The sequence below is a fragment of the Streptomyces sp. M-16 genome (assembly GCF_052114405.1).
Classification (GTDB): domain Bacteria; phylum Actinomycetota; class Actinomycetes; order Streptomycetales; family Streptomycetaceae; genus Streptomyces.
The window spans coordinates 1-26,471 of the sequence record NZ_JBFRER010000072.1 but is presented as its reverse complement, the minus strand read 5'-3'; the positions used below and the strand labels follow the sequence as shown (position 1 = coordinate 26,471).

General features: G+C 72.4%; 29 protein-coding genes. 7 read left to right on the top strand and 22 right to left on the bottom strand.

The annotated features are described in order from the left end of the window. Positions 1–8: 8 nt before the first annotated feature. The 9 genes from trpA to hisI all read right to left on the bottom strand — a co-directional run bounded on the left by trpA (position 9) and on the right by hisI (position 6,955). Positions 9–827: a tryptophan synthase subunit alpha gene (gene trpA / locus AB4039_RS27690; RefSeq protein WP_442272072.1), complete on the bottom strand. Its 819-nt coding sequence runs from the start codon at positions 825–827 to the stop codon at positions 9–11. Then, positions 824–2,086: a tryptophan synthase subunit beta gene (gene trpB / locus AB4039_RS27685; protein ID WP_266838531.1), complete on the bottom strand. Its 1,263-nt coding sequence runs from the start codon at positions 2,084–2,086 to the stop codon at positions 824–826. The genes trpA and trpB overlap by 4 nt, the downstream gene beginning before the upstream one ends. Before the next feature lie 204 nt (positions 2,087–2,290). After that, on the bottom strand, positions 2,291–2,500 hold the full coding sequence (gene trpM, locus AB4039_RS27680; RefSeq protein ID WP_442272071.1) for a tryptophan biosynthesis modulator TrpM: 210 nt from the start codon (positions 2,498–2,500) through the stop codon (positions 2,291–2,293). A gap of 7 nt (positions 2,501–2,507) precedes the next feature. After that, complete coding sequence (gene trpC, locus AB4039_RS27675; RefSeq protein ID WP_266838533.1) at positions 2,508–3,317, bottom strand: indole-3-glycerol phosphate synthase TrpC; 810 nt, start codon at positions 3,315–3,317, stop codon at positions 2,508–2,510. A 181-nt stretch (positions 3,318–3,498) separates the two neighbouring features. Further along, positions 3,499–4,020, bottom strand: a complete 522-nt coding sequence (locus AB4039_RS27670; protein WP_442272070.1) for a DUF2752 domain-containing protein — start codon at positions 4,018–4,020, stop codon at positions 3,499–3,501. A 53-nt stretch (positions 4,021–4,073) separates the two neighbouring features. After that, positions 4,074–4,325 carry an HGxxPAAW family protein gene (locus AB4039_RS27665; RefSeq protein WP_266838535.1) on the bottom strand — a complete coding sequence of 84 codons (252 nt, stop codon included), beginning with the start codon at positions 4,323–4,325 and terminating at the stop codon, positions 4,074–4,076. Positions 4,326–4,417: 92 nt separating this feature from the next. Further along, complete coding sequence (locus AB4039_RS27660) at positions 4,418–5,065, bottom strand: TIGR02234 family membrane protein (RefSeq protein ID WP_442272069.1); 648 nt, start codon at positions 5,063–5,065, stop codon at positions 4,418–4,420. A gap of 14 nt (positions 5,066–5,079) precedes the next feature. Beyond that, positions 5,080–6,570 (bottom strand): anthranilate synthase component I, encoded by a 1,491-nt coding sequence (locus AB4039_RS27655; protein ID WP_266838537.1) that lies wholly within the window; start codon positions 6,568–6,570, stop codon positions 5,080–5,082. A 19-nt stretch (positions 6,571–6,589) separates the two neighbouring features. After that, positions 6,590–6,955, bottom strand: a complete 366-nt coding sequence (hisI, locus tag AB4039_RS27650) for a phosphoribosyl-AMP cyclohydrolase (protein ID WP_266838538.1) — start codon at positions 6,953–6,955, stop codon at positions 6,590–6,592. A gap of 84 nt (positions 6,956–7,039) precedes the next feature. On the opposite strand from hisI, the gene AB4039_RS27645 reads away from it, so the two are divergent. Beyond that, a complete protein-coding gene (locus AB4039_RS27645) occupies positions 7,040–7,672 on the top strand; it encodes a TIGR03085 family metal-binding protein (protein WP_266838539.1) in 633 nt (210 codons plus the stop codon). Between the two features lie 52 nt (positions 7,673–7,724). Here the strand turns inward: AB4039_RS27645 and hisF are convergent, their stop codons facing one another. Genes hisF through hisD form a run of 8 tightly spaced genes read right to left on the bottom strand, consistent with a single transcriptional unit; the run spans position 7,725 to position 13,429 of the window. Further along, a complete protein-coding gene (hisF, locus tag AB4039_RS27640; RefSeq protein WP_266838540.1) occupies positions 7,725–8,480 on the bottom strand; it encodes an imidazole glycerol phosphate synthase subunit HisF in 756 nt (251 codons plus the stop codon). Beyond that, a complete protein-coding gene (locus AB4039_RS27635) occupies positions 8,477–8,863 on the bottom strand; it encodes a RidA family protein (RefSeq protein WP_266838541.1) in 387 nt (128 codons plus the stop codon). Before AB4039_RS27635 ends, hisF begins: the two co-directional genes overlap by 4 nt. After that, complete coding sequence (gene priA / locus AB4039_RS27630; protein ID WP_266838542.1) at positions 8,860–9,585, bottom strand: bifunctional 1-(5-phosphoribosyl)-5-((5-phosphoribosylamino)methylideneamino)imidazole-4-carboxamide isomerase/phosphoribosylanthranilate isomerase PriA; 726 nt, start codon at positions 9,583–9,585, stop codon at positions 8,860–8,862. The genes AB4039_RS27635 and priA overlap by 4 nt, the downstream gene beginning before the upstream one ends. Next, positions 9,585–10,226: an imidazole glycerol phosphate synthase subunit HisH gene (gene hisH / locus AB4039_RS27625; RefSeq protein WP_442272068.1), complete on the bottom strand. Its 642-nt coding sequence runs from the start codon at positions 10,224–10,226 to the stop codon at positions 9,585–9,587. Before hisH ends, priA begins: the two co-directional genes overlap by 1 nt. Beyond that, positions 10,223–10,390 carry a hypothetical protein gene (locus AB4039_RS27620; RefSeq protein ID WP_266838544.1) on the bottom strand — a complete coding sequence of 56 codons (168 nt, stop codon included), beginning with the start codon at positions 10,388–10,390 and terminating at the stop codon, positions 10,223–10,225. The genes hisH and AB4039_RS27620 overlap by 4 nt, the downstream gene beginning before the upstream one ends. 2 nt (positions 10,391–10,392) lie before the next feature. Next, on the bottom strand, positions 10,393–10,986 hold the full coding sequence (gene hisB, locus AB4039_RS27615) for an imidazoleglycerol-phosphate dehydratase HisB (protein ID WP_030155936.1): 594 nt from the start codon (positions 10,984–10,986) through the stop codon (positions 10,393–10,395). Beyond that, a complete protein-coding gene (locus AB4039_RS27610; RefSeq protein WP_442272067.1) occupies positions 10,983–12,110 on the bottom strand; it encodes a histidinol-phosphate transaminase in 1,128 nt (375 codons plus the stop codon). The genes hisB and AB4039_RS27610 overlap by 4 nt, the downstream gene beginning before the upstream one ends. After that, a complete protein-coding gene (gene hisD / locus AB4039_RS27605; protein WP_442272066.1) occupies positions 12,089–13,429 on the bottom strand; it encodes a histidinol dehydrogenase in 1,341 nt (446 codons plus the stop codon). The genes AB4039_RS27610 and hisD overlap by 22 nt, the downstream gene beginning before the upstream one ends. A 123-nt stretch (positions 13,430–13,552) precedes the next feature. Here hisD and AB4039_RS27600 point away from each other — a divergent pair, with 123 nt between their 5' ends. Genes AB4039_RS27600 through ybaK form a run of 3 tightly spaced genes read left to right on the top strand, consistent with a single transcriptional unit; the run spans position 13,553 to position 16,419 of the window. Further along, the gene (locus tag AB4039_RS27600) at positions 13,553–15,142 is read left to right on the top strand and encodes an oxidoreductase (RefSeq protein WP_266838547.1); all 1,590 of its coding nucleotides are present in this window, start codon (positions 13,553–13,555) and stop codon (positions 15,140–15,142) included. A 34-nt stretch (positions 15,143–15,176) separates the two neighbouring features. After that, positions 15,177–15,917, top strand: coding sequence for an LON peptidase substrate-binding domain-containing protein (locus AB4039_RS27595; RefSeq protein ID WP_266838548.1), 741 nt, complete (start codon positions 15,177–15,179; stop codon positions 15,915–15,917). Between the two features lie 4 nt (positions 15,918–15,921). Beyond that, positions 15,922–16,419 (top strand): Cys-tRNA(Pro) deacylase, encoded by a 498-nt coding sequence (gene ybaK / locus AB4039_RS27590; RefSeq protein ID WP_442272065.1) that lies wholly within the window; start codon positions 15,922–15,924, stop codon positions 16,417–16,419. Positions 16,420–16,458: 39 nt separating this feature from the next. Here the strand turns inward: ybaK and AB4039_RS27585 are convergent, their stop codons facing one another. Genes AB4039_RS27585 through AB4039_RS27570 form a run of 4 tightly spaced genes read right to left on the bottom strand, consistent with a single transcriptional unit; the run spans position 16,459 to position 20,323 of the window. Beyond that, on the bottom strand, positions 16,459–17,124 hold the full coding sequence (locus tag AB4039_RS27585; protein ID WP_442272064.1) for a hypothetical protein: 666 nt from the start codon (positions 17,122–17,124) through the stop codon (positions 16,459–16,461). Positions 17,125–17,152: 28 nt separating this feature from the next. Beyond that, entirely contained in the window at positions 17,153–17,938 is a 786-nt protein-coding gene (locus AB4039_RS27580) for an ABC transporter permease (RefSeq protein WP_266838551.1), read from the bottom strand. Further along, complete coding sequence (locus AB4039_RS27575; RefSeq protein ID WP_442272063.1) at positions 17,935–18,972, bottom strand: ABC transporter ATP-binding protein; 1,038 nt, start codon at positions 18,970–18,972, stop codon at positions 17,935–17,937. Before AB4039_RS27575 ends, AB4039_RS27580 begins: the two co-directional genes overlap by 4 nt. A 28-nt stretch (positions 18,973–19,000) precedes the next feature. Then, complete coding sequence (locus AB4039_RS27570; RefSeq protein WP_266838553.1) at positions 19,001–20,323, bottom strand: NYN domain-containing protein; 1,323 nt, start codon at positions 20,321–20,323, stop codon at positions 19,001–19,003. A 221-nt stretch (positions 20,324–20,544) separates the two neighbouring features. On the opposite strand from AB4039_RS27570, the gene AB4039_RS27565 reads away from it, so the two are divergent. Next, positions 20,545–20,712: a hypothetical protein gene (locus tag AB4039_RS27565; protein WP_266838554.1), complete on the top strand. Its 168-nt coding sequence runs from the start codon at positions 20,545–20,547 to the stop codon at positions 20,710–20,712. A gap of 102 nt (positions 20,713–20,814) precedes the next feature. Here the strand turns inward: AB4039_RS27565 and dnaE are convergent, their stop codons facing one another. Then, positions 20,815–24,357 (bottom strand): DNA polymerase III subunit alpha, encoded by a 3,543-nt coding sequence (dnaE, locus tag AB4039_RS27560; protein ID WP_266838555.1) that lies wholly within the window; start codon positions 24,355–24,357, stop codon positions 20,815–20,817. Between the two features lie 166 nt (positions 24,358–24,523). Between dnaE and AB4039_RS27555 the strand changes: the two genes are divergently transcribed. Both AB4039_RS27555 and AB4039_RS27550 read left to right on the top strand, forming a co-directional pair. Then, a complete protein-coding gene (locus AB4039_RS27555; protein WP_266838556.1) occupies positions 24,524–25,849 on the top strand; it encodes a DUF2252 domain-containing protein in 1,326 nt (441 codons plus the stop codon). A gap of 62 nt (positions 25,850–25,911) precedes the next feature. Next, a partial coding sequence (locus tag AB4039_RS27550) for a hypothetical protein (RefSeq protein ID WP_442272062.1) occupies positions 25,912–26,471 on the top strand: 560 nt, incomplete at its 3' end.

The following is a 26,471-nucleotide window of genomic DNA, read 5'->3' as shown; positions in this document are numbered from 1 at the left end:
GCACGGCGTCAGGACCTGCGTACGCCTTCCGCAAGCTCGCCCGCCAGGGCCCGTACGGCGGCCAGCCCGGCCTGCTCGTCCGGCGCGTCCAGCAGCAGCTTCACGAAGGCCGAGCCGACGATCACGCCGTCGGCGAAGCCCGCCACCTGCTTGGCCTGGACGGCGTTGGAGACGCCCAGACCCACGCAGACCGGCAGCTCGGTGGTGGTGCGGGTGCGGCGCACCAGCTCCTGGGCCTCGTTGCCGACGGACTCGCGGGTGCCGGTGACGCCCATGAGCGAGGCGGCGTAGACGAAGCCGGAACCGGCGGCCGTGATGGTCGCCAGGCGCGCGTCACGGCTGCTGGGGGCCACGACGAACACGGTCGCCAGACCGTGCTCCGCCGCGTGCTCGCGCCACAGCGCGGACTCCTGGACCGGCAGGTCGGGCAGGATGCAGCCCGCGCCGCCCGCCGCCGCCAGCTCGGCGGTGAACCTCTCGATGCCGTAGCGGTCGATGGGGTTCCAGTAGGTCATGACGAGGATCGGGACCCCGGTGGCCTCGAAGGTCTCGCGCACGGTCCGCAGTACGTCGGCGATCTTGACGCCGCCGCKCAGGGCGATGTCGTCGGCCGTCTGGATGACCGCGCCGTCCAGGACGGGGTCGCTGTGCGGCAGGCCGATCTCCACGACGTCCGCGCCGCCCGCGATGATCGCCTTGGCGGCCTCGATGGCGCCGTCGACGGTCGGGAACCCGGCCGGGAGGTAGGCGACGAGGGCCGCGCGGTCCTCGGACTTCGCCTTCGCGAGGGTGGCGCTCAGCAGTTCGATGTTGCCCTGGTTGCTCACTTGCTCTCCCCCTCGGTCCCGTTCTCGGACGTGCCGTCGTACAGGCCGAAGTAGCGTGCGGCCGTGTCCATGTCCTTGTCGCCGCGGCCGGACAGGTTGACCACGATCAGGCCGTCCTTGCCCAGCTCCTTGCCCAGGTCGAGGGCTCCGGCGAGGGCGTGCGCCGACTCGATGGCCGGGATGATGCCCTCGGTGCGGGAGAGCAGGCGCAGGGCCTGCATGGCGGCGTCGTCGGTGACCGCGCGGTACTCGCCGCGGCCGGTGTCCTTGAGGTAGGAGTGCTCGGGGCCGATGCCCGGGTAGTCCAGACCGGCGGAGATCGAGTAGGGCTCGGTGATCTGGCCCTCCTCGTCCTGGAGGACGTAGGAGCGGGAGCCGTGCAGGATGCCGGGCTCGCCCGCGGTCAGGGTCGCCGCGTGCTCGCCGCTCTCCACGCCGTGTCCGGCGGGCTCGAAGCCGACCAGGCGGACGTCGGCGTCCGGGATGAAGGCGTGGAAGAGGCCGATGGCGTTGGAGCCGCCGCCGACGCAGGCCGCGACGGCGTCGGGCAGGCGGCCCGCGCGCTCCAGGATCTGGCGGCGGGCCTCGACGCCGATGACGCGGTGGAAGTCGCGGACCATGGCCGGGAAGGGGTGCGGTCCGGCGACGGTGCCGAAGAGGTAGTGGGTCTCCTCGACGTTGGCGACCCAGTCGCGGAACGCCTCGTTGATGGCGTCCTTGAGGGTGCGCGAGCCCGACTTCACGGCGATGACCTCGGCGCCGAGCATGCGCATGCGGGCCACGTTCAGGGCCTGGCGCTGGGTGTCGATCTCGCCCATGTAGATGGTGCAGTCGAGGCCGAAGAGGGCGCAGGCGGTGGCGGTGGCCACGCCGTGCTGGCCGGCGCCGGTCTCGGCGATGACGCGGGTCTTGCCCATGCGCTTGGTGAGCAGCGCCTGGCCCAGCACGTTGTTGATCTTGTGCGAGCCGGTGTGGTTGAGGTCCTCGCGCTTGAGGAAGATCCGGGCGCCGCCCGCGTGCTCGGCGAAGCGGGGCACCTCGGTGAGGGCGCTGGGCCGGCCCGTGTAGTTGACCATGAGCTCGTTGAGCTCGGCGGCGAAGGCCGGGTCGCCCTTGGCCTTCTCGTACTCGACGGCGACCTCGTCCACGGCGGCGACCAGCGCCTCCGGGATGAACTTGCCGCCGAAGTCACCGAAGTAGCCCTCGGCGTTCGGGACGTGACCCTCCGGGTCCGGGATGAAGAACGAGCTGGTGGACATGGCCACTACTCCTACGTGTACGAAAATGCGCGACGGGGGCTGGTTGCACCGTATTGCGCCGTAGGTCCGCGGCCCGCGCACCCCGCTGGAGGTGCGCCGCCGTGCGGACGCCCGGCCCGCGCCGGAGCCTGGGGCTCGGGCACGGGGCAGTGCGCGACCTCCCGTCCGGCACGTCTTCGCGTACCGGGCCGGGGCGGCCGTCGTCTACAGCGCGGCTCCGCCGCGCCATCGCATTCCGTTGACCTGACCGGGCTCGGAGCCGATCACGTACCGCACCCGCCGGCCGTGCACGCGCCGGGCCGGGGCGCGGYAGCCGCGGGGGCGGCAGCCGCGCGCCAGGGGCGCGTGCGCCGTCGGCACGCCGGCCGGGCCGTGGCCCGGTCGGGTGCGGACGGAGGGGCGGGAAGGAGGCATGGGAAGGTCAGCTCCGGCCGTGGCGCAGGGCGGGGTGGGCTCCGGCGGCGACGAGGTCGGCGACGGCCGCCTTCGGGTCGCGTCCGGTGACCAGGGACTCTCCGACGAGGACGGCGTCGGCGCCCTCGTTGGCGTACGCGATCAGGTCGTGCGGTCCGCGGATGCCGGACTCGGCGACCTTCACGATGTGGGGCGGGATCTCTCCGACGATCCGCTCGAAGGTGGAGCGGTCGACCTTGAGGTCCTTGAGGTTGCGTGCGTTGACGCCGATGATCTTGGCGCCCGCGGCGACGGCACGCTCGATCTCCTCCTCGTCGTGGACCTCCACGAGCGGGGTGAGGCCGATGGACTCGGCCCGCTCGATGAGGGAGACGAGGGCCTCCTGCTCCAGGGCCGCGACGATCAGCAGCACGAGGTCGGCGCCGTAGGCGCGGGCCTCCCACAGCTGGTACGCCGTGACGATGAAGTCCTTGCGCAGGATCGGGATGTCGACGCGGGCGCGGACGGCCTCCAGGTCGGCCAGCGAGCCTCCGAAGCGACGCTGTTCGGTGAGGACGGAGATGACCGCCGCACCGCCAGCCTCGTAGTCGGCGGCGAGCCCGGCCGGATCGGCGATCGCGGCCAGCGCGCCCTTGGAGGGGCTGGAGCGCTTGACCTCGCAGATCACCTTGACGCTGTCGCCACGCAGGGCGGCGACACCGTCCTTGGCCTGGGGCGCCTTGGCGGCACGCTCCTTGAGCTCGTCGAGGCTCACGCGGGCCTGCCGTTCGGCAAGGTCTTCGCGGACCCCTTCGATGATCTCGTCGAGCACACTCACGCGAGCGGCCCCCTTCCGGGTTGATGACGGTCGGCCGCCTTGCAGACACGTTCCACTGCAAGGTCAGCACTCAAATGGTATCCGCAGCTCTCTACGCGCTCTGCACTGACTTCGCGGTTTCCCATTGACTGGACAGTCGGAATATGGCATTCCCATGGCTCCCCGCAAGGGCTGCCGTGCTTCACGGGGCGAGAGCGGAACCAAACGGGAGATTTCGGACGACCGAGAACAGCAGCACCAGCGTCCCGATCCCCCACCAGTACGCCGGCCGCAGCGCGACCCGCGGCGCCGGACGGCCGCCGAAGGCCCGCACCAGCCACAGGGCCAGGAAACCGGCGAAGACGAAGTAGCCCGCGACGGCCACGGCATTGGCGCCGAGCGCCGCGGCCAGGTCCCCGTGGGCGAAGGCGTGCGCGCTGCGGAGCCCGCCGCAGCCCGGACACAGGATCCCGGTCAGCCGCAGCAGCGGGCACACCGGGTAGTGACCGGGCTCGTTCGGGTCCACGGTGCCCACGTACGCGAACGCGGCCACGGCCCCGGCCAGGGTGAGCACCGGCGCGGCGGCCCGCCGGACCCGCGACACCGCCGCGGGAGCCGGCTCGGACGGTACGGGCCGCCAGGGCCCGGGCCCGCCGGGCGGGGCGGCGGGAGCGGGGGCGGCGGGGGTGCGAGAGGCGTCCACCCGCTGATTCTCTCCGGTCATGACAAAAGGCGCAGCCCGACCGGGCCGCGCCTTTCGAACCGCGGGAACCGCGCTCAGACCTTGGCGGGAACGCGGTTGGCGGCGATGACCTCGGCGAGGTCGCGGTGGGCGGCCTTCGGCGCACCCATGCCCGCGGCCCGCATCGCGAGACCGACGACTCCGCCGAGCGCGACGACGACGAGACCCGCCCAGAACCCGAGGGGGTTCGCCAGCACCATGAAGGCGCCGGAGACGCAGAAACCGATGAAGGCGATGATGACACCGGTCCAGGCGGCCGGGGTGTGTCCGTGGCTCGTGCCCGCCATGAGTTGCTCCTCGTTGCTCTGTCGCACGTGCGGTACGCACGCTCACTGTCATTGTCCCGCACGGGGCGTGCGGATTCTCCACTGGGTGGGTCTTAGTGGGTGGGGTCCTCGCCCCGGTCCAGAGCCTTCCACAGGTCCTCCGGCCGGTCCGGGTCCACCGCCGCGGGCGTCCTGTGGCGCGGGCTGCCGTCGCGCTCGTAGCGGCCGCCCATGGCGGGCCAGCCGCGGCCGAAGCGGACCGCGAGGAGCCCGGCGAGCAGGATCAGGACCGCGCCGGCGGCCGTGATGTACGGCCAGGCCGTATGGGTCAGCCCGACCGCCCGGGCGGCGGTGTCGGCCRTGGCGGTGACGGCCCGCTCGTCGAGCGCCCGGTGGTCGTCGGCGGCGGCCACCGCGGACAGCGCCCCGCCGAGGCCGCTCAGCGCGAGCAGGACGGACACCAGCAGCCGCCCGCGGCCCCGTACGGCGAACACCGCCACCAGGGCCGCGAGGCCGACGATGGCCAGGGCCGCGGGCAGGCCCGTGACGGCCCGCCCGTCCGCCGTCAGCGGGAGCGAGCCGCCTCCCACGGCGGCGCTGCCCCGGGCCCAGACGCGGCCGGAGGCGAGCAGGACGACGGTGGCGCCGAGCGCGCCGAGCAGCAGGGCGACGGCCACGCTGYGGCGGGCRCTCCCGGCCTCGGGGGCCTCGGCGTCGGCGGGGGCGGCGGGGGGTGGGGGTACGGCACTCACGTACCCCACTATCCCCTACGCCCTCAGCCGTGGTGGAGGCGGTTCGCCGCTCCCACGGCGCGGAGCACGGCGGCCGCCTTGTTGCGGCACTCCAGGTCCTCCAGCTCCGGCACCGAATCCGCGACCACACCCGCTCCGGCCTGCACGTACGCCGTCCCGTCGCGCAGCAGGGCGGTGCGGATGGCGATCGCCGTGTCGGAGTCGCCCGCGAAGTCGAGGTAGCCGACGCACCCGCCGTAGAGGCCCCGGCGGGAGGGCTCCAGCTCCTCGATGATCTGCATGGCGCGCGGCTTGGGGGCGCCCGAGAGGGTGCCGGCCGGGAAGCAGGCGGTGAGCACGTCGAAGGCGGTCTTGCCCTCCGCGACCCGCCCGGTGACGGTGGAGACGATGTGCATGACGTGCGAGTAGCGCTCGATGCTCATGAAGTCCACGACCTCGACCGAGCCCGGCTCGCAGACCCGGCCCAGGTCGTTGCGGCCGAGGTCGACGAGCATCAGGTGCTCGGCCCGCTCCTTGGGGTCGGCCAGCAGCTCCTCGGCGAGCTCGTTGTCCCGCTGCGGGGTCGCGCCGCGGTGGCGGGTGCCGGCGATGGGGTGGACCATGGCCCGCCCGTCCTCGACCTTGACCAGCGCCTCGGGGCTGGACCCGACGACGTCGAAGCCGTTCTCGAAGCGGAAGAGGTACATGTACGGGGACGGGTTCGTGGCCCGCAGGACCCGGTACACGTCCAGCGCGGAGGCGCTGCAGGGGGTCTCGAACCGCTGCGAGGGCACCACCTGGAAGGCCTCGCCGGCCCGGATGCGTTCCTTGACGTCCTCGACGGCGGCCTGGAACTGCTCTCCGCCCCAGAGCGCCTCGAAGGCGGGCAGCTCGGAATCCGGGAGGGGGGCCGGTACGTAGGGCGCGGGCCGGGCGAGGTCCGCCTCCATCGCGTCGAGGCGGGCGACGGCGTCCGCGTAGGCCTCGTCGGCGCCGGTGTCGAGCGCGTTGTGGTTGATCGCGTTGGCGATCAGCAGGACCGTGCCGTCCCAGTGGTCGAGGACCGCCAGGTCGGAGGTGAGCAGCATGGTGAGCTCGGGGAGCCGCAGGTCGTCGGAGGTGTGCTCACCGATGCGCTCCAGCCGGCGGACGATGTCGTAGCCGAGGTAGCCGACCATGCCGCCGGTGAAGGGGGGCATCCCGCCCGCGAGGTCGCGGGGGGTGTGCAGGGCCTCGACGGTGGCGCGCAGCGCCTGCAGCGGGTCGCCGTCCGTGGGGACGCCGACGGGCGGGGTGCCGATCCAGTGCGCCTGGCCGTCCTTGACGGTCAGGGTGGAGGCGCTGCGGACGCCGACGAAGGAGTAGCGGGACCAGGAGCGGCCGTTCTCGGCGGATTCGAGGAGGAAGGTGCCCGGGCGTTCGGCTGCCAGCTTCCGGTAGAGCCCGACGGGGGTGTCCCCGTCGGCCAGGAGTCGGCGGCTCACGGGGATGACGCGGCGGTCGGCCGCGAGCTTGCGAAACGTCTCAAGATCCATGGCGTGGGAACCTACCTAGCTATTCGGCGGCCAGCGGAAGGACATCGGCGTCGAAACACGTGCGGGCGCCGGTGTGGCAGGCGGCGCCGACCTGGTCGACCTTGACGAGCACGGTGTCCGCGTCGCAGTCGAGGGCCACCGACTTCACGTGCTGGACGTGGCCGGAAGTGTCCCCCTTGACCCAGTACTCCCGGCGGCTGCGGGACCAGTACGTGCAGCGGCCGGTGGTCAGGGTCCGGTGCAGGGCCTCGTCGTCCATCCAGCCGAGCATGAGCACCTCGCCGGTGTCGTACTGCTGGGCGATGGCCGGTACCAGACCGTCCGCGGAGCGCTTGAGGCGGGCGGCGATGGCGGGATCGAGTGAGGACGTACTCATGCGGGCCATTGTGCCGCGTGATGGGGGCCGGAACGGATCACTGTCCGCCTGATGGGCACGCGCGGGGCGGTATCCGGCCGTAGGCTGTCGCGCATGTCTACCCATGCGAAGCGTGAACGCCTGCTGCTGGCGGACCTGTTGGAAGCGGCCGGGCCTGAGGCGCCGACGCTGTGCGAAGGCTGGCGGGCGCGGGAGCTCGCGGCGCACGTGGTGGTCCGGGAGCGGCGCCCGGACGCGGCGGGCGGTCTGCTGCTGAACGCGCTCAAGGCCCGCCTGGACCGGGCGATGGCGGAGTACGCGGCCAAGCCGTACGAGGAGCTCATCCAGCTGATCCGGACGGGGCCGCCGCGGATGTCGGTGTACTCGCTGAAGCAGATCGACGAGGCCGCCAACGCGGTGGAGTTCTACGTCCACGCCGAGGACGTGCGGCGCGCGCAGCCGGACTGGTCGCCCCGGACGCTGGACCCGGTGTTCTCGGACGCGCTCTGGTCCCGCCTGGAGAAACTGGCCCGCCTCACCGGCCGGCGCTCCCCGGTCGGGCTGGTCCTGCGACGCCCGGACGGGCGGACGGCGGTGGCGCACAAGGGGGTGCCGGTGGTGACGGTCACCGGGGAACCGGGCGAACTGACGCTGTTCTGCTTCGGGCGGCAGAACGCGGCGGCGGTGGAACTGGAGGGCGAGAAGGAAGCGGTGTCGCGCCTGACGCGGGCGCAACTGGGCATCTGACGCCGCCGGACCCGGCCCCGCCGGCGATCGGGCGGCGGGGCACGGGGCGGGATCAGCGGACCGGGTGGCCCGCTTCGCGGAGGGCGGACTTGACCTCGGCGATCCGCAGGTCGCCGAAGTGGAACACCGAGGCCGCGAGCACCGCATCGGCACCCGCCGCGATGGCCGGCGGGAAGTGCTCCAGCCTGCCGGCGCCGCCGGAGGCGATCACCGGGACCGTGACGTGCTCGCGGACCGCCGCGATCATCTCGGTGTCGTAGCCGTCCTTCGTGCCGTCGGCGTCCATCGAGTTGAGGAGGATCTCCCCGGCGCCGAGTTCGGCGGCCCGGTGGGCCCACTCGACGGCGTCGATGCCGGTGCCCCGGCGGCCGCCGTGGGTGGTGACCTCGAAGGAGCCGGAGGCCGTGCGGCGGGCGTCGACGGACAGCACCAGGACCTGCCGGCCGAAGCGTTCCGCGATCTCCTGGATCAGCTCCGGGCGGGCGATGGCGGCCGTGTTCACGCCCACCTTGTCCGCGCCGGCCCGCAGCAGCTTGTCGACGTCGTCCGCCGTGCGGACGCCGCCTCCCACCGTGAGGGGGATGAAGACCTGCTCGGCGGTACGGCGGACCACGTCGTAGGTGGTCTCGCGGTTGCCGGAGGAGGCGGTGATGTCCAGGAAGGTCAGCTCGTCGGCGCCCTCGGCGTCGTACAGCTTGGCCATCTCCACCGGGTCTCCGGCGTCGCGCAGGTTCTGGAAGTTGACGCCCTTGACGACCCGGCCGTTGTCCACGTCCAGGCAGGGGATCACGCGTACGGCGAGGCTCATCCGGCCACCGCCTTGTACGCCTCGACCTCCACCTCGACGACCATCGACGGGTCGACGAAACCGGACACGATGATCATCGAGGCGGCGGGGCGGACGGTGTCGAAGAAGGCCTTGTGGGCGCGGCCCACCTCGTCCACGTCCCGGGCGTGCGTGAGGTACATCCGGGTGCGGACGACGTCCTCGGGGCCGAGCCCGGCCTCGGCGAGCGCCTTGAAGGCGACCTCGAAGGCCTTGACGGCCTGGTCGTACGGGCCGCCCGCGTCGGCCGCGGTGCAGCCGGAGACGAGGACGAGGCCGTTGGGGAGGGCGACGGCGCGCGAGTAGCCGATGACGTCCTCGTAGGGGCCGCCGGAGGAGATGCGGCGTACGTCTGCGGAGCTCATGCGGAGACCACCTTCAGGGCTTCTTCCAGGGTGAAGGCCTTGGCGTACAGGGCCTTGCCGACGATCGCGCCCTCGACGCCCTCGGGGACCAGCGCGGAGAGCGCGCGCAGGTCGTCCAGGCTGGAGATGCCGCCGGAGGCGACGACGGGGCGGTCGGTGGCGGCGCAGACGTTCTTCAGCAGCTCCAGGTTGGGGCCGGTGAGGGTGCCGTCCTTGCCGATGTCGGTGACGACGTAGCGGGCACAGCCCTCGGAGTCCAGGCGGGCGAGGGTCTCGTAGAGGTCGCCGCCCTCGCTGGTCCAGCCGCGGCCCTTGAGGGTGGTGCCGCGCACGTCCAGTCCGATGGCGATCTTGTCGCCGTGCTCGGCGATGGCCTTGGCGGCCCACTCGGGGGTCTCCAGGGCGGCGGTGCCGAGGTTCACGCGGGTGCAGCCGGTGGCGAGGGCCGCGGCGAGCGTGGCGTCGTCGCGGATGCCGCCGGACAGCTCGACCTTGATGTCCATGGCGCGGGTGATCTCGGCGACCAGGGCGCGGTTGTCACCGGTGCCGAAGGCGGCGTCCAGGTCGACGAGGTGCAGCCATTCGGCGCCGGAGCGCTGCCAGGCGAGGGCCGCCTCCAGCGGGGAGCCGTAGGAGGTCTCGCTGCCGGAGACGCCGTGGACGAGGCGCACGGCCTGGCCGTCGCGGACGTCGACCGCGGGGAGGAGCTCAAGCGTCTTCATCAGAGGGTCTCGATCCAGTTGGTGAGCAGCTGGGCACCGGTGTCACCGGACTTCTCGGGGTGGAACTGGGTGGCCCACAGGGCTCCGTTCTCCACGGCCGCGACGAAGGGACGGCCGTGGGTGGCCCAGGTGACCTTGGGCGCGCGGATGGCCGGGTTGGTGACCTCCAGGCTCCATTCGTGCGCCGCGTAGGAGTGGACGAAGTAGAAGCGGGCGTCGGCGTCGAGCCCGGCGAAGGCCTGGCTGTCGGCGGGCGCGTCCACGGTGTTCCAGCCCATGTGGGGGACGACGGGGGCCTTGAGCGGGYCGACCGTGCCGGGCCACTCGTCGAGGCCCTCGGTCTCCACCCCGTGCTCGATGCYGCGCTCGAAGAGGATCTGCATGCCGACGCAGATGCCCATGACCGGGCGGCCGCCGGAGAGGCGGCGGCCGATGATCCAGTCGCCGCGGGCGTCCTTGAGGCCCTGCATGCAGGCCGAGAAGGCACCGACGCCGGGGACCAGGAGGCCGTCGGCGTCCATCGCCTTGTCGTAGTCGCGGGTGATCTCGACGTCGGCGCCGACGCGGGCGAGGGCCCGCTCGGCGGAGCGGACGTTGCCGAAGCCGTAGTCGAAGACGACGACGTTCTTTGCTGCGCTCATTCCCAGATTCCTTGGATTCGCAGGACTCCCGCCGCGAGGCACATCACGGAGCCGAGGGCGAGCAGAATGATCACCGACTTGGGCATCTTCTGCTTCTGGAAGGAGTAGACGCCCCCGGCCAGGAAAAGGCCGAGGACGATCAGGATGGTGTTGAGGCCGTTCACGGCTAGAGGGCGCCCTTCGTGGAGGGCAGGATCCCGGCGGCGCGCGGGTCGAACTCCGCGGCGTAGCGCAGGGCCCGGGCCAGGGCCTTGAACTGGCACTCCACGATGTGGTGGGCGTTGCGGCCGTACGGGACGTGGATGTGCAGGGCGATCTGGGCCTGCGCCACGAAGGACTCGAAGATGTGCCGGGTCATCGTCGTGTCGTACTCGCCGATCATCGGCGCCATGTTCTCGGGCTCGGTGTGCACGAGGTACGGGCGGCCGGACAGGTCGACGGTCACCTGGGCCAGGGACTCGTCGAGCGGCACGGTGCAGTTGCCGAAGCGGTAGATGCCGACCTTGTCGCCGAGGGCCTGCTTGAAGGCGGCGCCGAGCGCGAGGGCGGTGTCCTCGATGGTGTGGTGGCTGTCGATGTGCAGGTCGCCGTCGGTCTTGACGGTGAGGTCGAAGAGTCCGTGGCGGCCGAGCTGGTCGAGCATGTGGTCGTAGAAGCCCACGCCGGTCGAGACGTCGACCTTGCCGGTGCCGTCGAGGTTTATCTCGACGAGGACCGAGGTCTCCTTCGTGGTCCGTTCGACCCGTCCGATGCGGCTCATGCCTGCTGCTCCTTCTTCAGTGCGCGAACCGCTTCCAGGAACGCGTCGTTCTCGGCCGGGGTGCCGGCGGAGACCCGCAGCCAGCCCGGTACGCCGTTGTCCCGGACCAGGACGCCCTGGTCGAGGATCTTCTGCCAGGCGGTGTGCGAGTCGTCGAACTTCCCGAACTGGATGAAGTTCGCGTCGGACTCGGTGACCTCGTAGCCGATGGCCCGCAGCTCGGTGACGAGGCGGTCCCGTTCGGCCTTGAGCTGCTCGACGTAGCCGAGCAGGGTGTCGGTGTGCTCCAGGGCGGCCAGTGCGGTCGCCTGGGTGACGGCCGACAGGTGGTACGGCAGGCGCACCAGCTGGACGGCGTCGACCACGGCGGGGTGCGCGGCCAGGTAGCCCAGGCGCAGGCCGGCGGCGCCGAAGGCCTTGGACATGGTCCGGGAGACCACCAGGTTGGGGCGGCCCTCGATCAGCGGCAGGAGCGAGTCCCGGTGGCTGAACTCCACGTACGCCTCGTCCACGACGACCAGGGACGGCTTGGCCGCCTGCGCGGCCTCGTACAGGGCGAGGACCGTCTCGGCCTCGACCGCGGTGCCGGTGGGGTTGTTGGGCGAGGTGATGAAGACGACGTCGGGGGCGCTCGAAGCGATGGCCTGCTCGGCGGCGGCCACGTCGATGGTGAAGTCGTCCCGGCGCGGGCCGGAGATCCAGCCCGTGCCCGTGCCGCGGGCGATCAGCGCGTGCATCGAGTACGAGGGCTCGAAGCCGATCGCGGTGCGCCCGGGGCCGCCGAAGGTCTGGAGCAGCTGCTGGATGACCTCGTTGGAGCCGTTGGCGGCCCAGACGTTCTCCTTGGCGACGGGGTGCTTGCCGGTACGGGTGAGGTAGGCGGCCAGTTCCGTGCGCAGCTCGACCGCGTCGCGGTCGGGGTAGCGGTTGAGGGTGCGGGCGGCGTCGGCCACCCGCTCGGCGATGCGCCGGACCAGCTCCTCGGGGAGCTCGTACGGGTTCTCGTTGGTGTTCAGCTGGACGGGTACGTCGAGCTGGGGGGCGCCGTACGGGCTCTTTCCGCGCAGTTCGTCCCGGATGGGGAGGTCGTCGATCCCGAAACTCACTGGGTGGGCACCTTCCATCCGAAGCGGGCCTTGAGGGCCGCGCCGTGCGCGGGCAGGTCCTCGGCCTCGGCGAGGGTCACCACGTGGTGGGTGACCTCGGCGAGGGCGTCCCGCGTGTAGTCGACGATGTGGATGCCGCGCAGGAAGGACTGCACGGACAGGCCGGAGGAGTGGCAGGCGCAGCCGCCGGTGGGCAGCACGTGGTTCGAGCCGGCGCAGTAGTCGCCGAGGGAGACCGGGGCCCAGGGGCCGACGAAGATCGCGCCGGCGTTGCGGACGCGGGCGGCCCACGCGGCGGCGTCGGAGGTCTGGATCTCCAGGTGCTCGGCGCCGTACGCGTCGACGACCTTGAGGCCGTCCTCCAGGCTGTCGACCAGGACGATCGCGGACTGCTTGCCCGCGAGGGCGGGCCTGATCCGGTCCTCGACGTGCTTGGTGGCCGCGACCTGCGGCTCCAGCTCCATCTCGACGGCGGCCGCGAGCTCCTCGGAGTCCGTGACGAGCACGGCGGCGGCCAGCGGGTCGTGCTCGGCCTGGCTGATCAGGTCGGCGGCGACGTGGACCGGGTCGGCCGTGGAGTCCGCGAGGACCGCGATCTCGGTGGGGCCGGCCTCGGTGTCGATGCCGATCTTCCCGGTGAAGTAGCGCTTGGCGGCGGCCACCCAGATGTTGCCGGGGCCGGTGACCATGTTGACCGGGAGGCAGTCCTCCGTGCCGTACGCGAACATCGCGACGGCGACGGCGCCGCCGGCCGCGTACACCTCGTCCACGCCGAGCAGCGCGCACGCGGCGAGGATCGTCGGGTGCGGCAGCCCGCCGGCCGGGTCTCCTTCGAAACGGGGCTTCTGCGGCGGGGACGCGAGCGCGATCGACTCGACGCCCGCCTCCTGGGCCGGTACGACGTTCATCACGACGGAGGACGGGTACACGGAGCGGCCGCCCGGGGCGTACAGGCCCACGCGCTCGACCGGCACCCACTTCTCGGTCACGGTGCCGCCGGGGACCACCTGGGTGGTGTGCTCGGTGCGGCGCTGGTTGCGGTGCACGATCCGGGCGCGCCGGATGGACTCCTCCAGGGCGGCGCGGACCGCCGGGTCCAGCGCGTCGAGGGCGGCCTTCAGCGCCTCGGCGGGCACCCTGACCCGTTCCAGCTCCACCCCGTCGAACTTCCGCGCGTACTCGATCAGCGCCGCCGTGCCACGATGATGGACGTCCTCGCAGATGGGCCGCACTTTCTCCAGTGCGGCTTCCACGTCGAACTCGGCACGGGGCAGCAGATCGCGCAGGGCGCCACCCTCGGGGAGGGCGTCACCGCGCAGGTCGATACGAGAGATCACCTCCCAATTCTCTCAGACCGGCTCCCGCCACCGTTCGCCCGTATCACTGGCTGATACACGTCCCGGATGTCACAGCCGCCCCTTAGCGTTTCCCGTACACGCACGTGACAGCGGGGGGCTGCCATGACCGAAACGCAGGTGGACGGGCGACCGGGTGACCTGACCGACGCCGAACACCGCATGTGGCAGACCTTCCGGGCGGGCACCGTCTGTGACCTCAGTGCCCGGGTGGCCGAGCTGGACGACCCGCACGGCGACGCGGAGTGGGGTCCCGAGCGCCGGGTCCGGGCGGAGGTCGTCGCCCTGCTCCTGCTGGCCGGACCCGAGCCCGTCCCGGGCCGCGTCGGATGCCTGAAGCTGCGCGGCGCGCAGATCACCGGGCGCCTCGACCTCTCGGGCGGCACGGTGCCCCCGTACGTCGAGATCCGGGCGTGCCGCTTCGACGGCGAGATCCAGCTCTCCGAGACCCGCTTCGGCACCCTGCGGCTGGACAACTGCGCCGTCCCCCGCATCGAGGCGGCCCGGCTGCACACCGAGGGGGACCTGCACCTGGCGCGCTGCCGGGTGGCGCGGGGGATCCGGCTGACCGACGCGCAGATCGGCACCGACCTGCTGATCAGCCAGGCCGTCTTCCAGCGGGACAACCGGGGGCGGGCGATCGCCGCCGACGGGATGGCGGTCGCGCAGGACGTCCAGGCCGACATGGTGGAGACGTACGGGGAGGTCAGCCTGCGCGGGGCGAAGGTGGGCGCCTCGATGAGCCTGCGCGGGGCCCGGCTGCGCAACCCGTACGGCCGGCGCGCGCTGAACGCCCCGACCCTGACCGTCGAACGGACCCTGTACCTGACCTCCGTCGGCCTGCCCCGCGAGGCTCCCGATCCGGCCCGCCCGTACGACTGGGCCCAGACCCCCACGCGCGGAGGGCCGGAGCGGCACTTCGAGTGCGGGGGCGGGATGCGGCTGGACGACGGCCGTTTCGGGGACTCCGTCGACTTCTACGGGGCCCGCTTCGAGCTCCGGCCCGACCAGGAGGTCTCGCTCCGGCGGATCCAGACCCCGGAGCTCCGCTTCGTCGGCGAGGCGCCGGAGCGGGGCAGGGTGGTGGTGTCGGGGGCGAAGGTGGTCAAGCTGGTCGACCGCTCCACGAGCTGGCCCGGCCCCGGCCGCCTGTCCATGGAGGGCTTCGTCTACGAGAACCTCGCCCCGCGGGGCCACTTCCCGCTCGCCCGCCGCCTCGACTGGGTGGCGGCGGCCACCCCCGAGTACTCCCCGGAGCCCTACGAGCGGCTCGCGGCCGTGCTGCGGGACGGCGGGGAGGACGCGGACGCCCGCGAGGTGCTGGTCGCCAAGCACCGGCGGCGCCGGAGCACCCTGCCGCCCGCGGCCAGGGCCTGGGGGTACGTCCAGGACTGGACGGTGGTGTACGGCTACCGGCCGGGGCGGGCGGCCCTGTGGATGGCGGTGCTCTGGGCGGCCGGCGCCCTGCTCTTCTCCGGCCACCGGCCGGAACCGCTCAAGGCGGACGAGCATCCGCAGTGGAACGCCGCCCTGTACGCGCTCGATCTGCTGCTGCCGGTGATCGATCTCGGTCAGGAGGGTCAGTGGAAGGTGCAGGGCGGCTGGCAATGGGCCGCGGCGGCCCTCGTCCTGCTCGGCTGGATCCTGGCCACGACGGTCGCCGCGGGCGCGTCCCGGCTGCTGCGGCGGGGGTGACGGCCCGGGCCGTCCGGCCACTACCCTGTGCCTCGTGACCACCGTTCGCCTGCCCCTCTTCCCACTGAACCAGGTTCTGTTCCCGGGCCTCGTGCTGCCGCTCAACGTCTTCGAGGAGCGGTATCGCGCCATGATGCGCGAGCTGCTGAAGACCGGGGAGGACGAGCCGCGCCGGTTCGCCGTCGTCGCGATCCGCGACGGCCGGGAGGTGGCCCCCACCGCGCCCGGCCTGCCCGACCCGACGGCGCTGCCCGCGCGGGGTCCCGCGGCGGGCTTCGGCGCGGACCCGATCCAGGCGTTCCACCGGGTGGGCTGCATCGCGGACGCGGCGACGATCCGGGAGCGGGAGGACGGCACCTTCGAGGTGCTGGCCACCGGCACGACGCGGGTGCGGCTGCTGTCGGTCGACGCGTCCGGGCCGTTCCTGGTCGCCGAGCTGGAGGAGCTCGCGGAGGACGCGGGCGACGGCGCGGGCGCCCTCTCGGAGGGGGTCCTGCGGGCCTTCCGCAGCTACCAGAAGCGCCTGGCCGGGGCCCGCGAGCGCACCCTGACCTCGACGCCGGACCTGCCGGACGAGCCCTCGGTGGTCTCCTACCTGGTGGCGGCCGCCGCCGTGCTGGACATCCCGGCCAAGCAGCGCCTCCTGCAGGCCCCGGACACCGCGACGCGCCTGGCGGAGGAGCTGAAGCTGCTGCGCGCCGAGACCGCGGTGATCCGCCACCTCCCGTCCCTCCCCGCGGTGGACCTGACCCGCGCCCCGACGAGCCCGAACTGAAGGCATGGCGAAGAAGCAGAAGCAGCAGACGGCGGGCACTCCGGCGATCGTCGCCCTGACCGCGGCCGGGGTGGACTTCACCACGCACGCCTACGAGCACGACCCGGCCCACCCCTCCTACGGGGAGGAGGCCGCCGAGGCCATGGGCGTCTCCCCGGACCGGGTCTTCAAGACGCTCGTCGCGGACGTCGACGGGGTCCTCACGGTGGCGGTGGTCCCGGTCTCGGGGTCACTGGACCTGAAGGCCCTGGCGGGCGCGGTGGGCGGGAAGCGGGCGGCGATGGCCGACCCCGCGCTGGCGGAGCGCACCACGGGCTACGTCAGGGGCGGCATCTCCCCGCTGGGGCAGCGCAAGCGGCTGCGCACGGTGGTGGACGCGTCGGCCTCCGCGCACCCCACGATCTGCGTCTCGGCGGGCCGCCGGGGCCTGGAGGTCGAACTCTCCCCCACCGCCCTCACCGCGCTGACCACGGCCACACTGGCCGCCATCGCCCGCCCCTAGGCCGTCTTGGAACCGGCCTCCCCGCGGGAAGCGAGGAGGTCAGGAACCGGCGCGCGGAGTTTCCGAAGGGGACGGGTGCGGAGGGGACGGCTCCGCGTGGACGTGTTCCGGCGGGTACGCGCCGTACCACTCGGTGGACGGCGACGGGTCCCGCGGCCCCCAGAGGGCGGTCAGCCCGAGGTGGACGGCGACGGCCGTCATCGGCCACACCAGCAGCACCCCGTGCGCCAGCACCTGCAGCGGCGCGTCGAACGGCACCCCCTTGCCGGCCTTCGCGGCGGCCGCCGGCACGTCGGAGCCCGGTCCGAGCCACATCCCCAGCCGCCACCCCACCAGCGCGGCGAAGCCCGCCCCGAGGGCCAGTCCGATCACCAGGGGTACGCCACCGCGCCGCCGCCACAGGAACACGCCGAGCGCGCTCAGCACGCCGAACCCCAGCGCCAGCAGGAAGAACGTCCCGTCGGCCCCGATCCGCGCCTCGCTCTCGGTGTCGCGCAGGAAGACGGCCTCGCCGTTGGAGACGTACTGGACGCGCGGCGCGAGCCACACCCACAGCAGCCCGAGGAGTACCCCGGCCACGCCCACCACGAGGGCGACGGCGGCCCCGTCACGGATGTCCGCCGGGGTGACGGCGGCCTCCGGCTTCGGGAGGTCGGGGAGGTCGGAGGGAGACGACGGCGGCGTCACGGCTTCGGTCACCCCCACATCGTGCCAGGTACGCCCGGCGACGGCGTCAGCGGACCGCCGCCCGCCGGTAGGCCCAGGTCGCGACGGTCAGGGACAGCAGTCCGACGGCCCCGCACACCCCGAGGTCGAGGGCGACCGCCGACCAGTGCGGGTGCGGGGCGAAGGTCTCCGCGAAGGCCTGCACCCCGTAGGTGGACGGCAGCAGGTCCCGCGCCCAGACGACGGGGCCGGGCATCCGCTCCGGCGGCAGCACCCCCAGCAGCAGCGCCGCCGACATGCCCAGCTGCCCGGCCAGCGTGGCCAGCTCCTGGCGCGGGGCGAGCAGCCCCAGCGCGGCGCCGAGCCCGGCGAGGGCGGCGCCGGCGAGCGGCACCACGGCGGCCAGGATCCACAGCCCGCCCATCGGCAGCCCGAACAGCACGCAGCCGAAGACGGCCGTCACCAGGGTCCCCGGCAGGGTGAAGGACGCGTACGCGGCGGCCGCGCCCAGCACCACCGAGGCGGGCGGCACCGGCAGGGTGGCGTAGTGGTCCAGCCCGCCGCTCGCCCGGAGCTGCCCGAAGTACTGCGCCAGCAGGTTCAGCGCGACGAAGGCGACCACCAGCACGGACGAGCCGGCGACGACGGCCCGCGCCTCGGAGCCGCCGCCCCCGTCGACCACGCCCCGCATCAGGATCATGATCCCGACGGACTGGAAGGTGGCCACGAACAGCAGCGGGATCCGCGCCACGCGCGCCCGGGACAGCTGCGCCCGGTAGACGGCGGCGAGCGCGGGGAAGAAGCGGGCGCGGGGCGCGAGCACCCCGGGGACCGCGGCAGCGACGTCGGTCACGACTTGACCAGACCCTTCATCCGTCCACCCAGCGCGAGGTAGACGTCCTCCAGGCTCGGCGTGGCCAACGTGAAATCGTCGAGGGCGGCGAAGGCCGGGCCGCCGGTCACCGCGGCGACGGCGGCGCGGGCCTCGTCCTGGGCCAGCCGCAGCACCCAGCGCCGCCCGGACTCGGCCGCCCGCGGGGCGAGCTCCGCGACCTCGGGGACCTCCAGCGGCGGGGCGGTGCGCCACACCAGCTCCAGGCGGACCTCGTCGGAGACACGGGCCTTGAGTCCGGCGGGGGTGTCGCAGGCGATGACCTTGCCCTGGTCGATGACGGCGACCCGGTCGAGGACGGTCTCGGCCTCGATGACGTTGTGGGTGACCAGCAGGACGGTGGCGCCGTGGCGCTCACGGCGCCGGTCCACGGCGGCCCACACGGCGCGCCGGGCGAGGGGGTCCATGCCGGTGGTGGGCTCGTCGAGGACGAGTACGGGCCGCTCGCCGACCAGGGCCGACGCGAAGCAGGCGAGGCGGCGCTGGCCGCCGGAGAGCTTCTTCAGGGGGCGCCCGGCGATCGCGGTCAGCCCCAGTTCCTCCAGCACCTCGTCCCGCGCGGTCCGCGCGTCGCGCGCACCGAGTCCGCGGAGCCGTCCGGTGGTCTCGGCGGCCAGGGAGACGGTGAGCTCGTCGAGGGCGGTGGACTCCTGGCCGAGGTAGGCCAGGAGGCGGGCGGCCCGCTCGGGGTGGCGTACGAGGTCGTGGCCGAGCAGGGTGACGGCGCCCTCGTCGGGCCGCATCAGCCCGGTCAGCTGGCGGACCAGGGTGGACTTGCCGGCGCCGTTGGGGCCGAGCAGGCCGAAGATCTCGCCGCGCCGGACCTCCAGGGAGATCCCGTCGTTGGCCCGGGTCTCGGGCAGGGCGGGGGCCCCGCGCCGGCCGCGCACCGCCGGGTACGTCTTGACCAGGTCACGCACCGCGCAGACCACGTCGGAAGCCGTTCCGGCGGCCGCTGCCGTGGGGTGCCCTGCCTGTGCTGTGCCCGTACTCACGAGGGAGCAGCCTACGCGGCTTCCGCCCCTACTCGGCCGCCGGGGTCGGCGGGCCGGAGGGCGCCGGGGAACCCGCCGGGCCCGGGGCGGCGCCGACGTGCTCGGCCGCCGCACGGACGTCGATCTCGCGCCAGAACCCGGCGCGGATGGCGTAGCGGTCGTGTTCGTCGATCTGGTCGTCCTTGTGTGCCAGGAGTCCGAACCGGGCGGCGTAGCGGAGCAGCTCCCCGTCGATCCGGTGCGGGACGCGCGGGTACATGGTGGCCAGTTTCTGCAGGTGGACGGTCTCCGGGAGGCGTTCCATCCAGCGCCGGGCGAACACCTGGCCGACCTCGAACGGGTCGCCGCCGACGGTGGTGATGTCCTCCTCGCGGTCCGCCCAGCGCTGTTCGGCGCTGGTGAGCTGGGCGAGGGTGGGCAGCGAGGCGGTCTCCGCCGGTTCGCCGAGCGGCCCGGCCCGGTCGATCCAGCCCCGGTCGGAGGACCAGCGCAGGGCGCTGCCGGCCGGGGCCGGGGCGCTCTGGACCTGCCGGTCGGCCGGGGCCGGGCCGGGGGCGCGCAGCGAGGCGAGGTCCTTGGGGGTGGGGACGGGCTTGGCGCCTTCGGTCGCGGGCGCCGGTACGGGTGCTGCTCCGTTCGGGGGGTTCCCGGGGGCTTCCCGGTCGGCGGTGTCCGCGGCGGCGCCGTTGCCGTTGCGGGCGGCTTCGGCGAGGGCCGCCTCGGGCAGGGGCGCGGAGAGGATCGCGGCGATCTCGGGGCGCGGGGCGGGCGGTGGCGGGCAGAGCCCGGCCAGGTCGCGGGCGCGGACGGCCCGGGTGATCCAGGCCCGGTCCAGGACGCGGCGTTCGTCGGCTTCGGCGACGAGGTCCTCGGACTGGTTGTAGTCCCCGTCGGCGGCCTGGACGGCCCACAGGTGGACGGCGACCCCGTGCTCCTTGGCGGACATCAGCCCGGGGAGCAGGTCGCCGTCGCCGGTCACCAGGACCACGTCGGAGCAGGCCCGGTTGCGGGCGAGTTCGGTGAGTTCGGCGTGCATGGCGGCGTCCACCCCCTTCTGCGCCCAGCGGCCGTCGCTGCGGGTCAGGGCGCCGAGGCGGACGGTGACCCGGGGCATGACGCGCAGCCGGCGGTGTTCGGGCTGCGGCACCCGGTCGGGGGCCCCGTCGAACCAGTAGATCCGCAGGAGGGGCTGCTCGGTGTCGGCCTCGGCCCGCTCGCGCAGGCCCTGGATGAGGGCGGTGTGGTCGACGGTGATGCGGGAGCGGGAGGGCTCTCCGGCGAGGAGGCTCGCGGCGGCGCCGAGCAGGTATCCGGCGTCCACCAGGACGACGCAGCGGTCCACGCGTTCCACCCTCTTCCGTGGGGTTCCCAGGGGGTACTCGTTAGGTTTTCCCCGAGTCTGCCCGACCGCAAGGGTGTTGACGGCCGGAACTGGATCATCGGCGTGGCGGATCTCCCGGCGGGCCGGACGCGGGGCTCCACTACGCGCAGTAATGATCCAAAATGCGTGGGTTGTGCGGGTGTGTGAGTGTGAAGGCGGCCCCGGCCCCTACACCCCCACGGAGGCATCCCATGGCCAAGAACAAGAACCAGAAGCAGCCGGCCAAGCAGCAGCCCCGGTCGGCGCAGGATCCGTCGAAGGCGTCGAGGGAGTCCGCGCCGGACGAGCGCTCCTCCCAGTCGCCGAGCCCGCTGGACATGGCCCACAAGGGCAAGCAGAAGCGCTTCGGCCACAACTGAGGCCGCCGCCCAGGTACGCGCGAGGGCGCGCCCGGATTTCCGGGCGCGCCCTCGCTCGCGCGTGACCGCGGGTCCGCGCGTACGGCCGCGGCCCCCTCGGGTCTAGCCGGCCAGGCAGGAGGGGCCGAGCAGCACCTTGAGGTCGCCGAAGAGCGCCGGGTCGGGCTGGACCCGGTGCCGGTCCAGGCGCAGCACGGTGGTGGTCCGCGGCCCCTGGAGCTTGATCCGCACCTCGGTGTTGCCCTTGTGGTGGCGCAGGATCTCGCCCAGACGGGTCACCATCGGCGGGGTGACCTTGACGGTCGGGATGGTGAGGACGACGGGGGCGTTGGTCCCGGCGGAGGAGAGGTCGGGGACCATCATCTCCATGGCGACGAGCCGGGGGACGTCCTCGCGCTTGTCGAGGCGGCCCTTGACGAAGACGACGGTGTCCTCGACCAGCTGGGTGGAGACGAGCTGGTACGTCGCGGGGAAGAACATGCACTCGATGGATCCGGCGAGGTCCTCGACGGTGGCGATGGCCCAGGCGTTGCCCTGCTTGGTCATCTTGCGCTGGAGGCCGGAGATGATACCGCCGATGGTGACGACGGCTCCGTCGGAGTGCTCGCCGCCGGTCAGCTGGGAGATCCCGGCGTCGGTCTTGTCGGAGAGGACGTGCTCCAGGCCGAAGAGCGGGTGGTCGGAGACGTAGAGGCCGAGCATCTCGCGCTCCTGGGCGAGCAGGTAGGACTTCTCCCACTCCACGTCGGAGAACTCCACGTCGAGGCCGAAGCCGGGCTCGTCGCTCGCGCCCTCGTCACCCATTCCGCCGAAGAGGTCGAACTGCCCCTCGGCCTCCTTGCGCTTGACGGCGACCACGTTGTCGATCATCGACTCGTGGTGGGCGACCAGGCCCTTGCGGGTGTGGCCCATCTCGTCGAAGGCGCCGGCCTTGATCAGCGACTCGACGGTGCGCTTGTTGCAGACGACGGCCTCGACCTTGTCCAGGAAGTCGGGGAAGGTGGAGTACTTCCCCTTGCTCTTCCTGGTCTTGATGATCGACTCGACGACGTTCTGGCCGACGTTGCGCACGGCGGTGAGGCCGAAGAGGATCACGTCGTCGCCCTGGGCGGCGAAGTTCGGCTCGGACTCGTTGACGTTGGGCGGGAGCACCTTGATGCCCATGCGCCGGCACTCGTTCAGATAGATCGCGGACTTGTCCTTGTCGTCCTTGACCGAGGTGAGGAGCCCCGCCATGTACTCGGCCGGGAAGTTCGCCTTGAGGTAGGCGGTCCAGTAGGAGACGAGCCCGTACGCGGCCGAGTGGGCCTTGTTGAAGGCGTAGCCGGCGAAGGGGACCAGGACGTCCCACAGGGCCTGGATGGCCTGGTCGGTGTAGCCGTTCTTCCGGGCGCCCTCCTGGAAGATCGTGAAGTTCTTCGCCAGCTCCTCGGGCTTCTTCTTGCCCATCACGCGGCGCAGGATGTCGGCCTCGCCGAGCGAGTACCCGGCGATGATCTGGGCGGCCTTCTGCACCTGCTCCTGGTAGACGATCAGGCCGTAGGTGACCGCGAGCACCTCTTCGAGGGGCTTCTCCAGGTCCGGGTGGATCGGGGTGATCTCCTGCTGCTTGTTCTTGCGCAGGGCGTAGTTCGTGTGCGAGTTCATGCCCATCGGGCCCGGCCGGTACAGGGCCGAGACGGCGGAGATGTCCTCGAAGTTGTCGGGCTTCATCAGGCGCAGCAGGGAGCGCATGGGCCCGCCGTCGAACTGGAAGACGCCGAGGGTGTCGCCGCGGCCGAGCAGTTCGAAGGTCTTGGGGTCGTCGAGCGGGAGGGCCAGGAGGTCGATGTCGATCCCCTTGTTGGCCTTCACCATCTTGACGGCGTCGTCCATGATCGTGAGGTTGCGCAGGCCGAGGAAGTCCATCTTCAGCAGGCCGAGCGATTCGCAGCTCGGGTAGTCCCACTGGGTGATGGTGACCTGGTCCGTGTGCCGGACCCAGACGGGCACGTGGTCGGTGATCGTCTCGCTGGACATGATCACGCCGGCGGCGTGCACGCCCATCTGGCGGACCAGGCCCTCCACGCCGCGGGCGGTGTCGATGACCTTCTTGACGTCCGGCTCGTTCTCGTACATCCCGCGGATCTCGCCGGCCTCGCTGTAGCGGGGGTGCTGCGGGTCGAGGATGCCGGAGAGCGGGATGCCCTTGCCGAGGACGTCGGCGGGCATGGCCTTGGTGAGGCGGTCGCCCATGGCGTACGGGTAGCCGAGGACGCGCGCGGAGTCCTTGATCGCGTTCTTGGCCTTGATGGTGCCGTAGGTGCCGATCATGGCGACCTTGTCCTGGCCGTACTTCTCGGTCACGTACCTGATCACCTCGACGCGCCGACGCTCGTCGAAGTCGATGTCGACGTCGGGCATGGAGACGCGCTCGGGGTTCAGGAAGCGCTCGAAGATCAGGCCGTGGGTGATCGGGTCGAGGTCGGTGATGCCCATGGCGTACGCGACGATCGAGCCGGCCGCGGAGCCTCGGCCGGGGCCGACCGCGATGCCCTGGTTCTTGGCCCACATGATGAAGTCGGCGACGACGAGGAAGTAGCCGGGGAAGCCCATCGAGATGATCGTGTCCATCTCGTACTCGGCCTGCTTCATCCGGTCGTCCGGGATGCCCCCGGGGTAGCGGCGGTGCATGCCGCGCATGGTCTCCTCGCGGAACCAGCTGACCTCGGTGTGGCCTTCCGGGATGTCGAACTTCGGCATCAGGTTCCGGAACTTGAACATGCCCTCGGTGTCGACCTGGTCCGCGACCAGCTTCGTGTTGGCGCAGCCCTCCTGCCAGGCGTCCGAGGAGTCGATGGCGTACATCTCGTCGGTCGACTTCAGGTAGTAGCCGGTGCCGTCGAAGCGGAAGCGGTCGGGGTCCGAGAGGTTCTTGCCGGTCTGGATGCAGAGCAGGGCGTCGTGGGCGCCGGCCTCGCTCGCGTAGGTGTAGTGGGAGTCGTTCGTCACCAGCGGCGGGATGCCGAGCTTCTTGCCGATCTCCAGGAGGCCGTCGCGGACGCGGCGCTCGATCTCGATGCCGTGGTCCATCAGCTCCAGGAAGTAGCGGTCCTTGCCGAAGATGTCCTGGTACTCGGAGGCCGACTTCAGGGCCTCGTCGAACTGTCCGAGGCGAAGGCGCGTCTGGAGCTCGCCGGAGGGGCAGCCGGTGGAGGCGATCAGGCCCTCCGACCACTTGCTGATGGTCTCCTTGTCCATGCGGGGCCACTTGGTGAGCCAGCCCTCGGCGTAGGCGTCGGAGGACAGCCGGAAGAGGTTGTGCAGGCCGGTGGCGTTCGCCGCCCAGATCGTCTTGTGGGTGTAGCCACCGGAACCGGACACGTCGTCGCGCTTCTGGTGGGGCTGGCCCCACTGGATGCGCCGCTTGTTGCGCCGGGACTCGGGTGCGACATATGCCTCAATGCCGATGATCGGGGTGATCCCGGCCTTCTGGGCGGTGTGGAAGAAGTCGTACGCCCCGTGGAGGTTGCCGTGGTCGGACATCGCGATGTGCGTCATGCCCATCTCGTTGCACGCGTTGAACATGTCCTTCAGCCGCGCGGCACCGTCCAGCAGCGAGTACTGGGTGTGGACGTGCAGGTGCGTGAACGGCGTCTTGGTCACGGTGGGAGCCTCCGGGGGGAGAGAGGGGCGGCAGCTTTGAATCCTACGTCTCCCGGCTGACACAAACGGGGCACCGACCGGTACCTTCATCCGTTGCAGACCCAAGGACACCTGTCCGAAATGCGATCCCGTACGTGATCGACCAGCGCCATCAGGAGGATCCGCCATGGCGGTACCCGAGACGACCGACGAGCAGCGCGCCGAGCAGATACTCGACGTGTTCGACACCGCGTTCGGAGAGCTGCTCGCGGCCGACCCCGCCGCCTTCCAGGTCAAGTTCCGGAAGATGGCGGCCTCGGCCTTCGCCTTCTACCGGGGCACCGCCTGCCTCTTCTACGCCGACCTGGAGCACGACCGGCACGGCGGCCCGTACCTGGACGAGCAGACGGGCCGGGTGTGGATCCACGGCGACCTGCACGCCGAGAACTTCGGCACGTACATGGACTCCAACGGCCGGCTCGTCTTCAACGTCAACGACTTCGACGAGGCCTACGTCGGCCCCTTCACCTGGGACCTGAAGCGCTTCGCCGCCTCCGTCGCCCTGATCGGCTACACCAAGGCCCTCGGCGACGCGCAGATCAGCGAGCTGGTGCGGATCTACGCGGACGCCTACCGCGAGCGCATCCACCACCTGGCGACCGGGGCCAAGCACGAGGAGGTCCCCTCCTTCACGCTGGACACCGCCGGGGGCGCGCTGCTCTCCGCCCTGCGCTCGGCCCGCGCCCGCACCCGTTTCTCCCTGCTGGACTCGATGACGGAGATCCGCGACCACGAGCGCCGCTTCAGCGACGGCGGGGGCGCGATCGAGCTGGACGCGGCCACCCGGTACAAGGTGCTGGCCGCCTTCGACGGGTACCTGGAGACCCTGCCCGAGGAGTCCCTGGTCCGCCCGGACTCCTACCGGGTCAAGGACGTCGTGGGCCGCCGGGGCGTGGGCATCGGCTCGGCCGGTCTGCCCTCGTACAACATCCTGCTGGAGGGCCACAGCGACGCCCTGGAGAACGACGTCGTGATCTACCTCAAGCAGGCGCAGACCCCGGCCGTGTCCCGGCACATCACCGACCGGGCGGTGCGCGAGTACTTCGAGCACGAGGGCCACCGCACGGTGATCTCGCAGCGCGCCCTCCAGGCGCACGCCGACCCGTGGCTGGGCTGGACGGAGCTGGACGGGGCCGGGCAGCTGGTCGCGGAGGTCTCCCCGTACGCGGTGGACCTGGACTGGTCCGACCTGGACGACCCGGAGGAGATCGCGGCGGTCGTCGCGGACCTGGGCCGGGCCACGGCCACCATGCACGCGGCGGCCGACGCCGCGGAGAGCGGCCACTCCCTGGTCCCCTTCTCCACCGAGCGGGCCATCGACGCGGCGATCGCCGCCGACGAGGAGGGCTTCGCGACGCTCCTGGTGGACTTCGCGCACGCCTACGGGGCCCGGGCGCGGGCCGACCACCAGATCTTCGTGGACCTGTTCCGCAACGGCCGGATCATGCCGTAGGTCCGGTGCCGCGGCGGCCCCGGGGCCCTGGATTCACAGGGAGGCATGGCAGACTCGCGACGATGGACATATCAGGGGCAGGACCGAGGGCACTGCGCGCCGCGCTGTTCAGCGCGCTCGTCGTGCTGCTCTCGGCGGGCTCCCACGTGCTCCTGTCCCGGGTCCCGCTGCCGCCCCTGCTGGCCGCCGGGGCCTTCGCGGGAGTCTTCGCGATCGCGTTCGCGCTGGCGGGCCGGGAGCGCGGCTTCGGACCGATCGCCGGGCTGCTGGTCCCGCTGGAACTGGCCGCCGACACGGTCTTCACCGCCGGACAGCGCGTCTGCTACGGCCCCGCGGGCGGGCCGGTCTCCGGGCCGCTGCACGCGCTGGGCCTGGACGGGCTGTGCGGCGGGACCCCGGTGGGCGGCTCGCTGACCACCGTGGCCGGCCCCGTCGGCGATCCCGCCGCCCTGCCGGCCGCCCCCGGGGCGTGGACGCCCTGGCTGCTGCTGGGCGGGCACGTCGGCGTCGGGCTGCTGGCCGCCGCGTGGCTGCGGCACGGCGAGCGGGCCCTGGCCCGGCTGCTGCGGGCGGCGGCCGCCCTGGCGTTCCGGCCGCTGCTGCTGGCGGTCGCCCCGTTGAC

Bases quoted from the DNA above. Each gene is read 5' to 3' on its own strand.
- trpB (WP_266838531.1), bottom strand. From the start codon at position 2,086: ATGTCCACCAGCTCGTTCTTCATCCCGGACCCGGAGGGTCACGTCCCG.
- AB4039_RS27670 (WP_442272070.1), bottom strand. From the start codon at position 4,020: ATGACCGGAGAGAATCAGCGGGTGGACGCCTCTCGCACCCCCGCCGCC.
- AB4039_RS27665 (WP_266838535.1), bottom strand. From the start codon at position 4,325: ATGGCGGGCACGAGCCACGGACACACCCCGGCCGCCTGGACCGGTGTC.
- AB4039_RS27655 (WP_266838537.1), bottom strand. From the start codon at position 6,570: ATGGATCTTGAGACGTTTCGCAAGCTCGCGGCCGACCGCCGCGTCATC.
- hisI (WP_266838538.1), bottom strand. From the start codon at position 6,955: ATGGCCCGCATGAGTACGTCCTCACTCGATCCCGCCATCGCCGCCCGC.
- AB4039_RS27645 (WP_266838539.1), top strand. From the start codon at position 7,040: ATGTCTACCCATGCGAAGCGTGAACGCCTGCTGCTGGCGGACCTGTTG.
- hisF (WP_266838540.1), bottom strand. From the start codon at position 8,480: ATGAGCCTCGCCGTACGCGTGATCCCCTGCCTGGACGTGGACAACGGC.
- AB4039_RS27635 (WP_266838541.1), bottom strand. From the start codon at position 8,863: ATGAGCTCCGCAGACGTACGCCGCATCTCCTCCGGCGGCCCCTACGAG.
- priA (WP_266838542.1), bottom strand. From the start codon at position 9,585: ATGAAGACGCTTGAGCTCCTCCCCGCGGTCGACGTCCGCGACGGCCAG.
- hisB (WP_030155936.1), bottom strand. From the start codon at position 10,986: ATGAGCCGCATCGGACGGGTCGAACGGACCACGAAGGAGACCTCGGTC.
- AB4039_RS27610 (WP_442272067.1), bottom strand. From the start codon at position 12,110: ATGGAAGGTGCCCACCCAGTGAGTTTCGGGATCGACGACCTCCCCATC.
- AB4039_RS27600 (WP_266838547.1), top strand. From the start codon at position 13,553: ATGACCGAAACGCAGGTGGACGGGCGACCGGGTGACCTGACCGACGCC.
- ybaK (WP_442272065.1), top strand. From the start codon at position 15,922: ATGGCGAAGAAGCAGAAGCAGCAGACGGCGGGCACTCCGGCGATCGTC.
- AB4039_RS27565 (WP_266838554.1), top strand. From the start codon at position 20,545: ATGGCCAAGAACAAGAACCAGAAGCAGCCGGCCAAGCAGCAGCCCCGG.
- AB4039_RS27555 (WP_266838556.1), top strand. From the start codon at position 24,524: ATGGCGGTACCCGAGACGACCGACGAGCAGCGCGCCGAGCAGATACTC.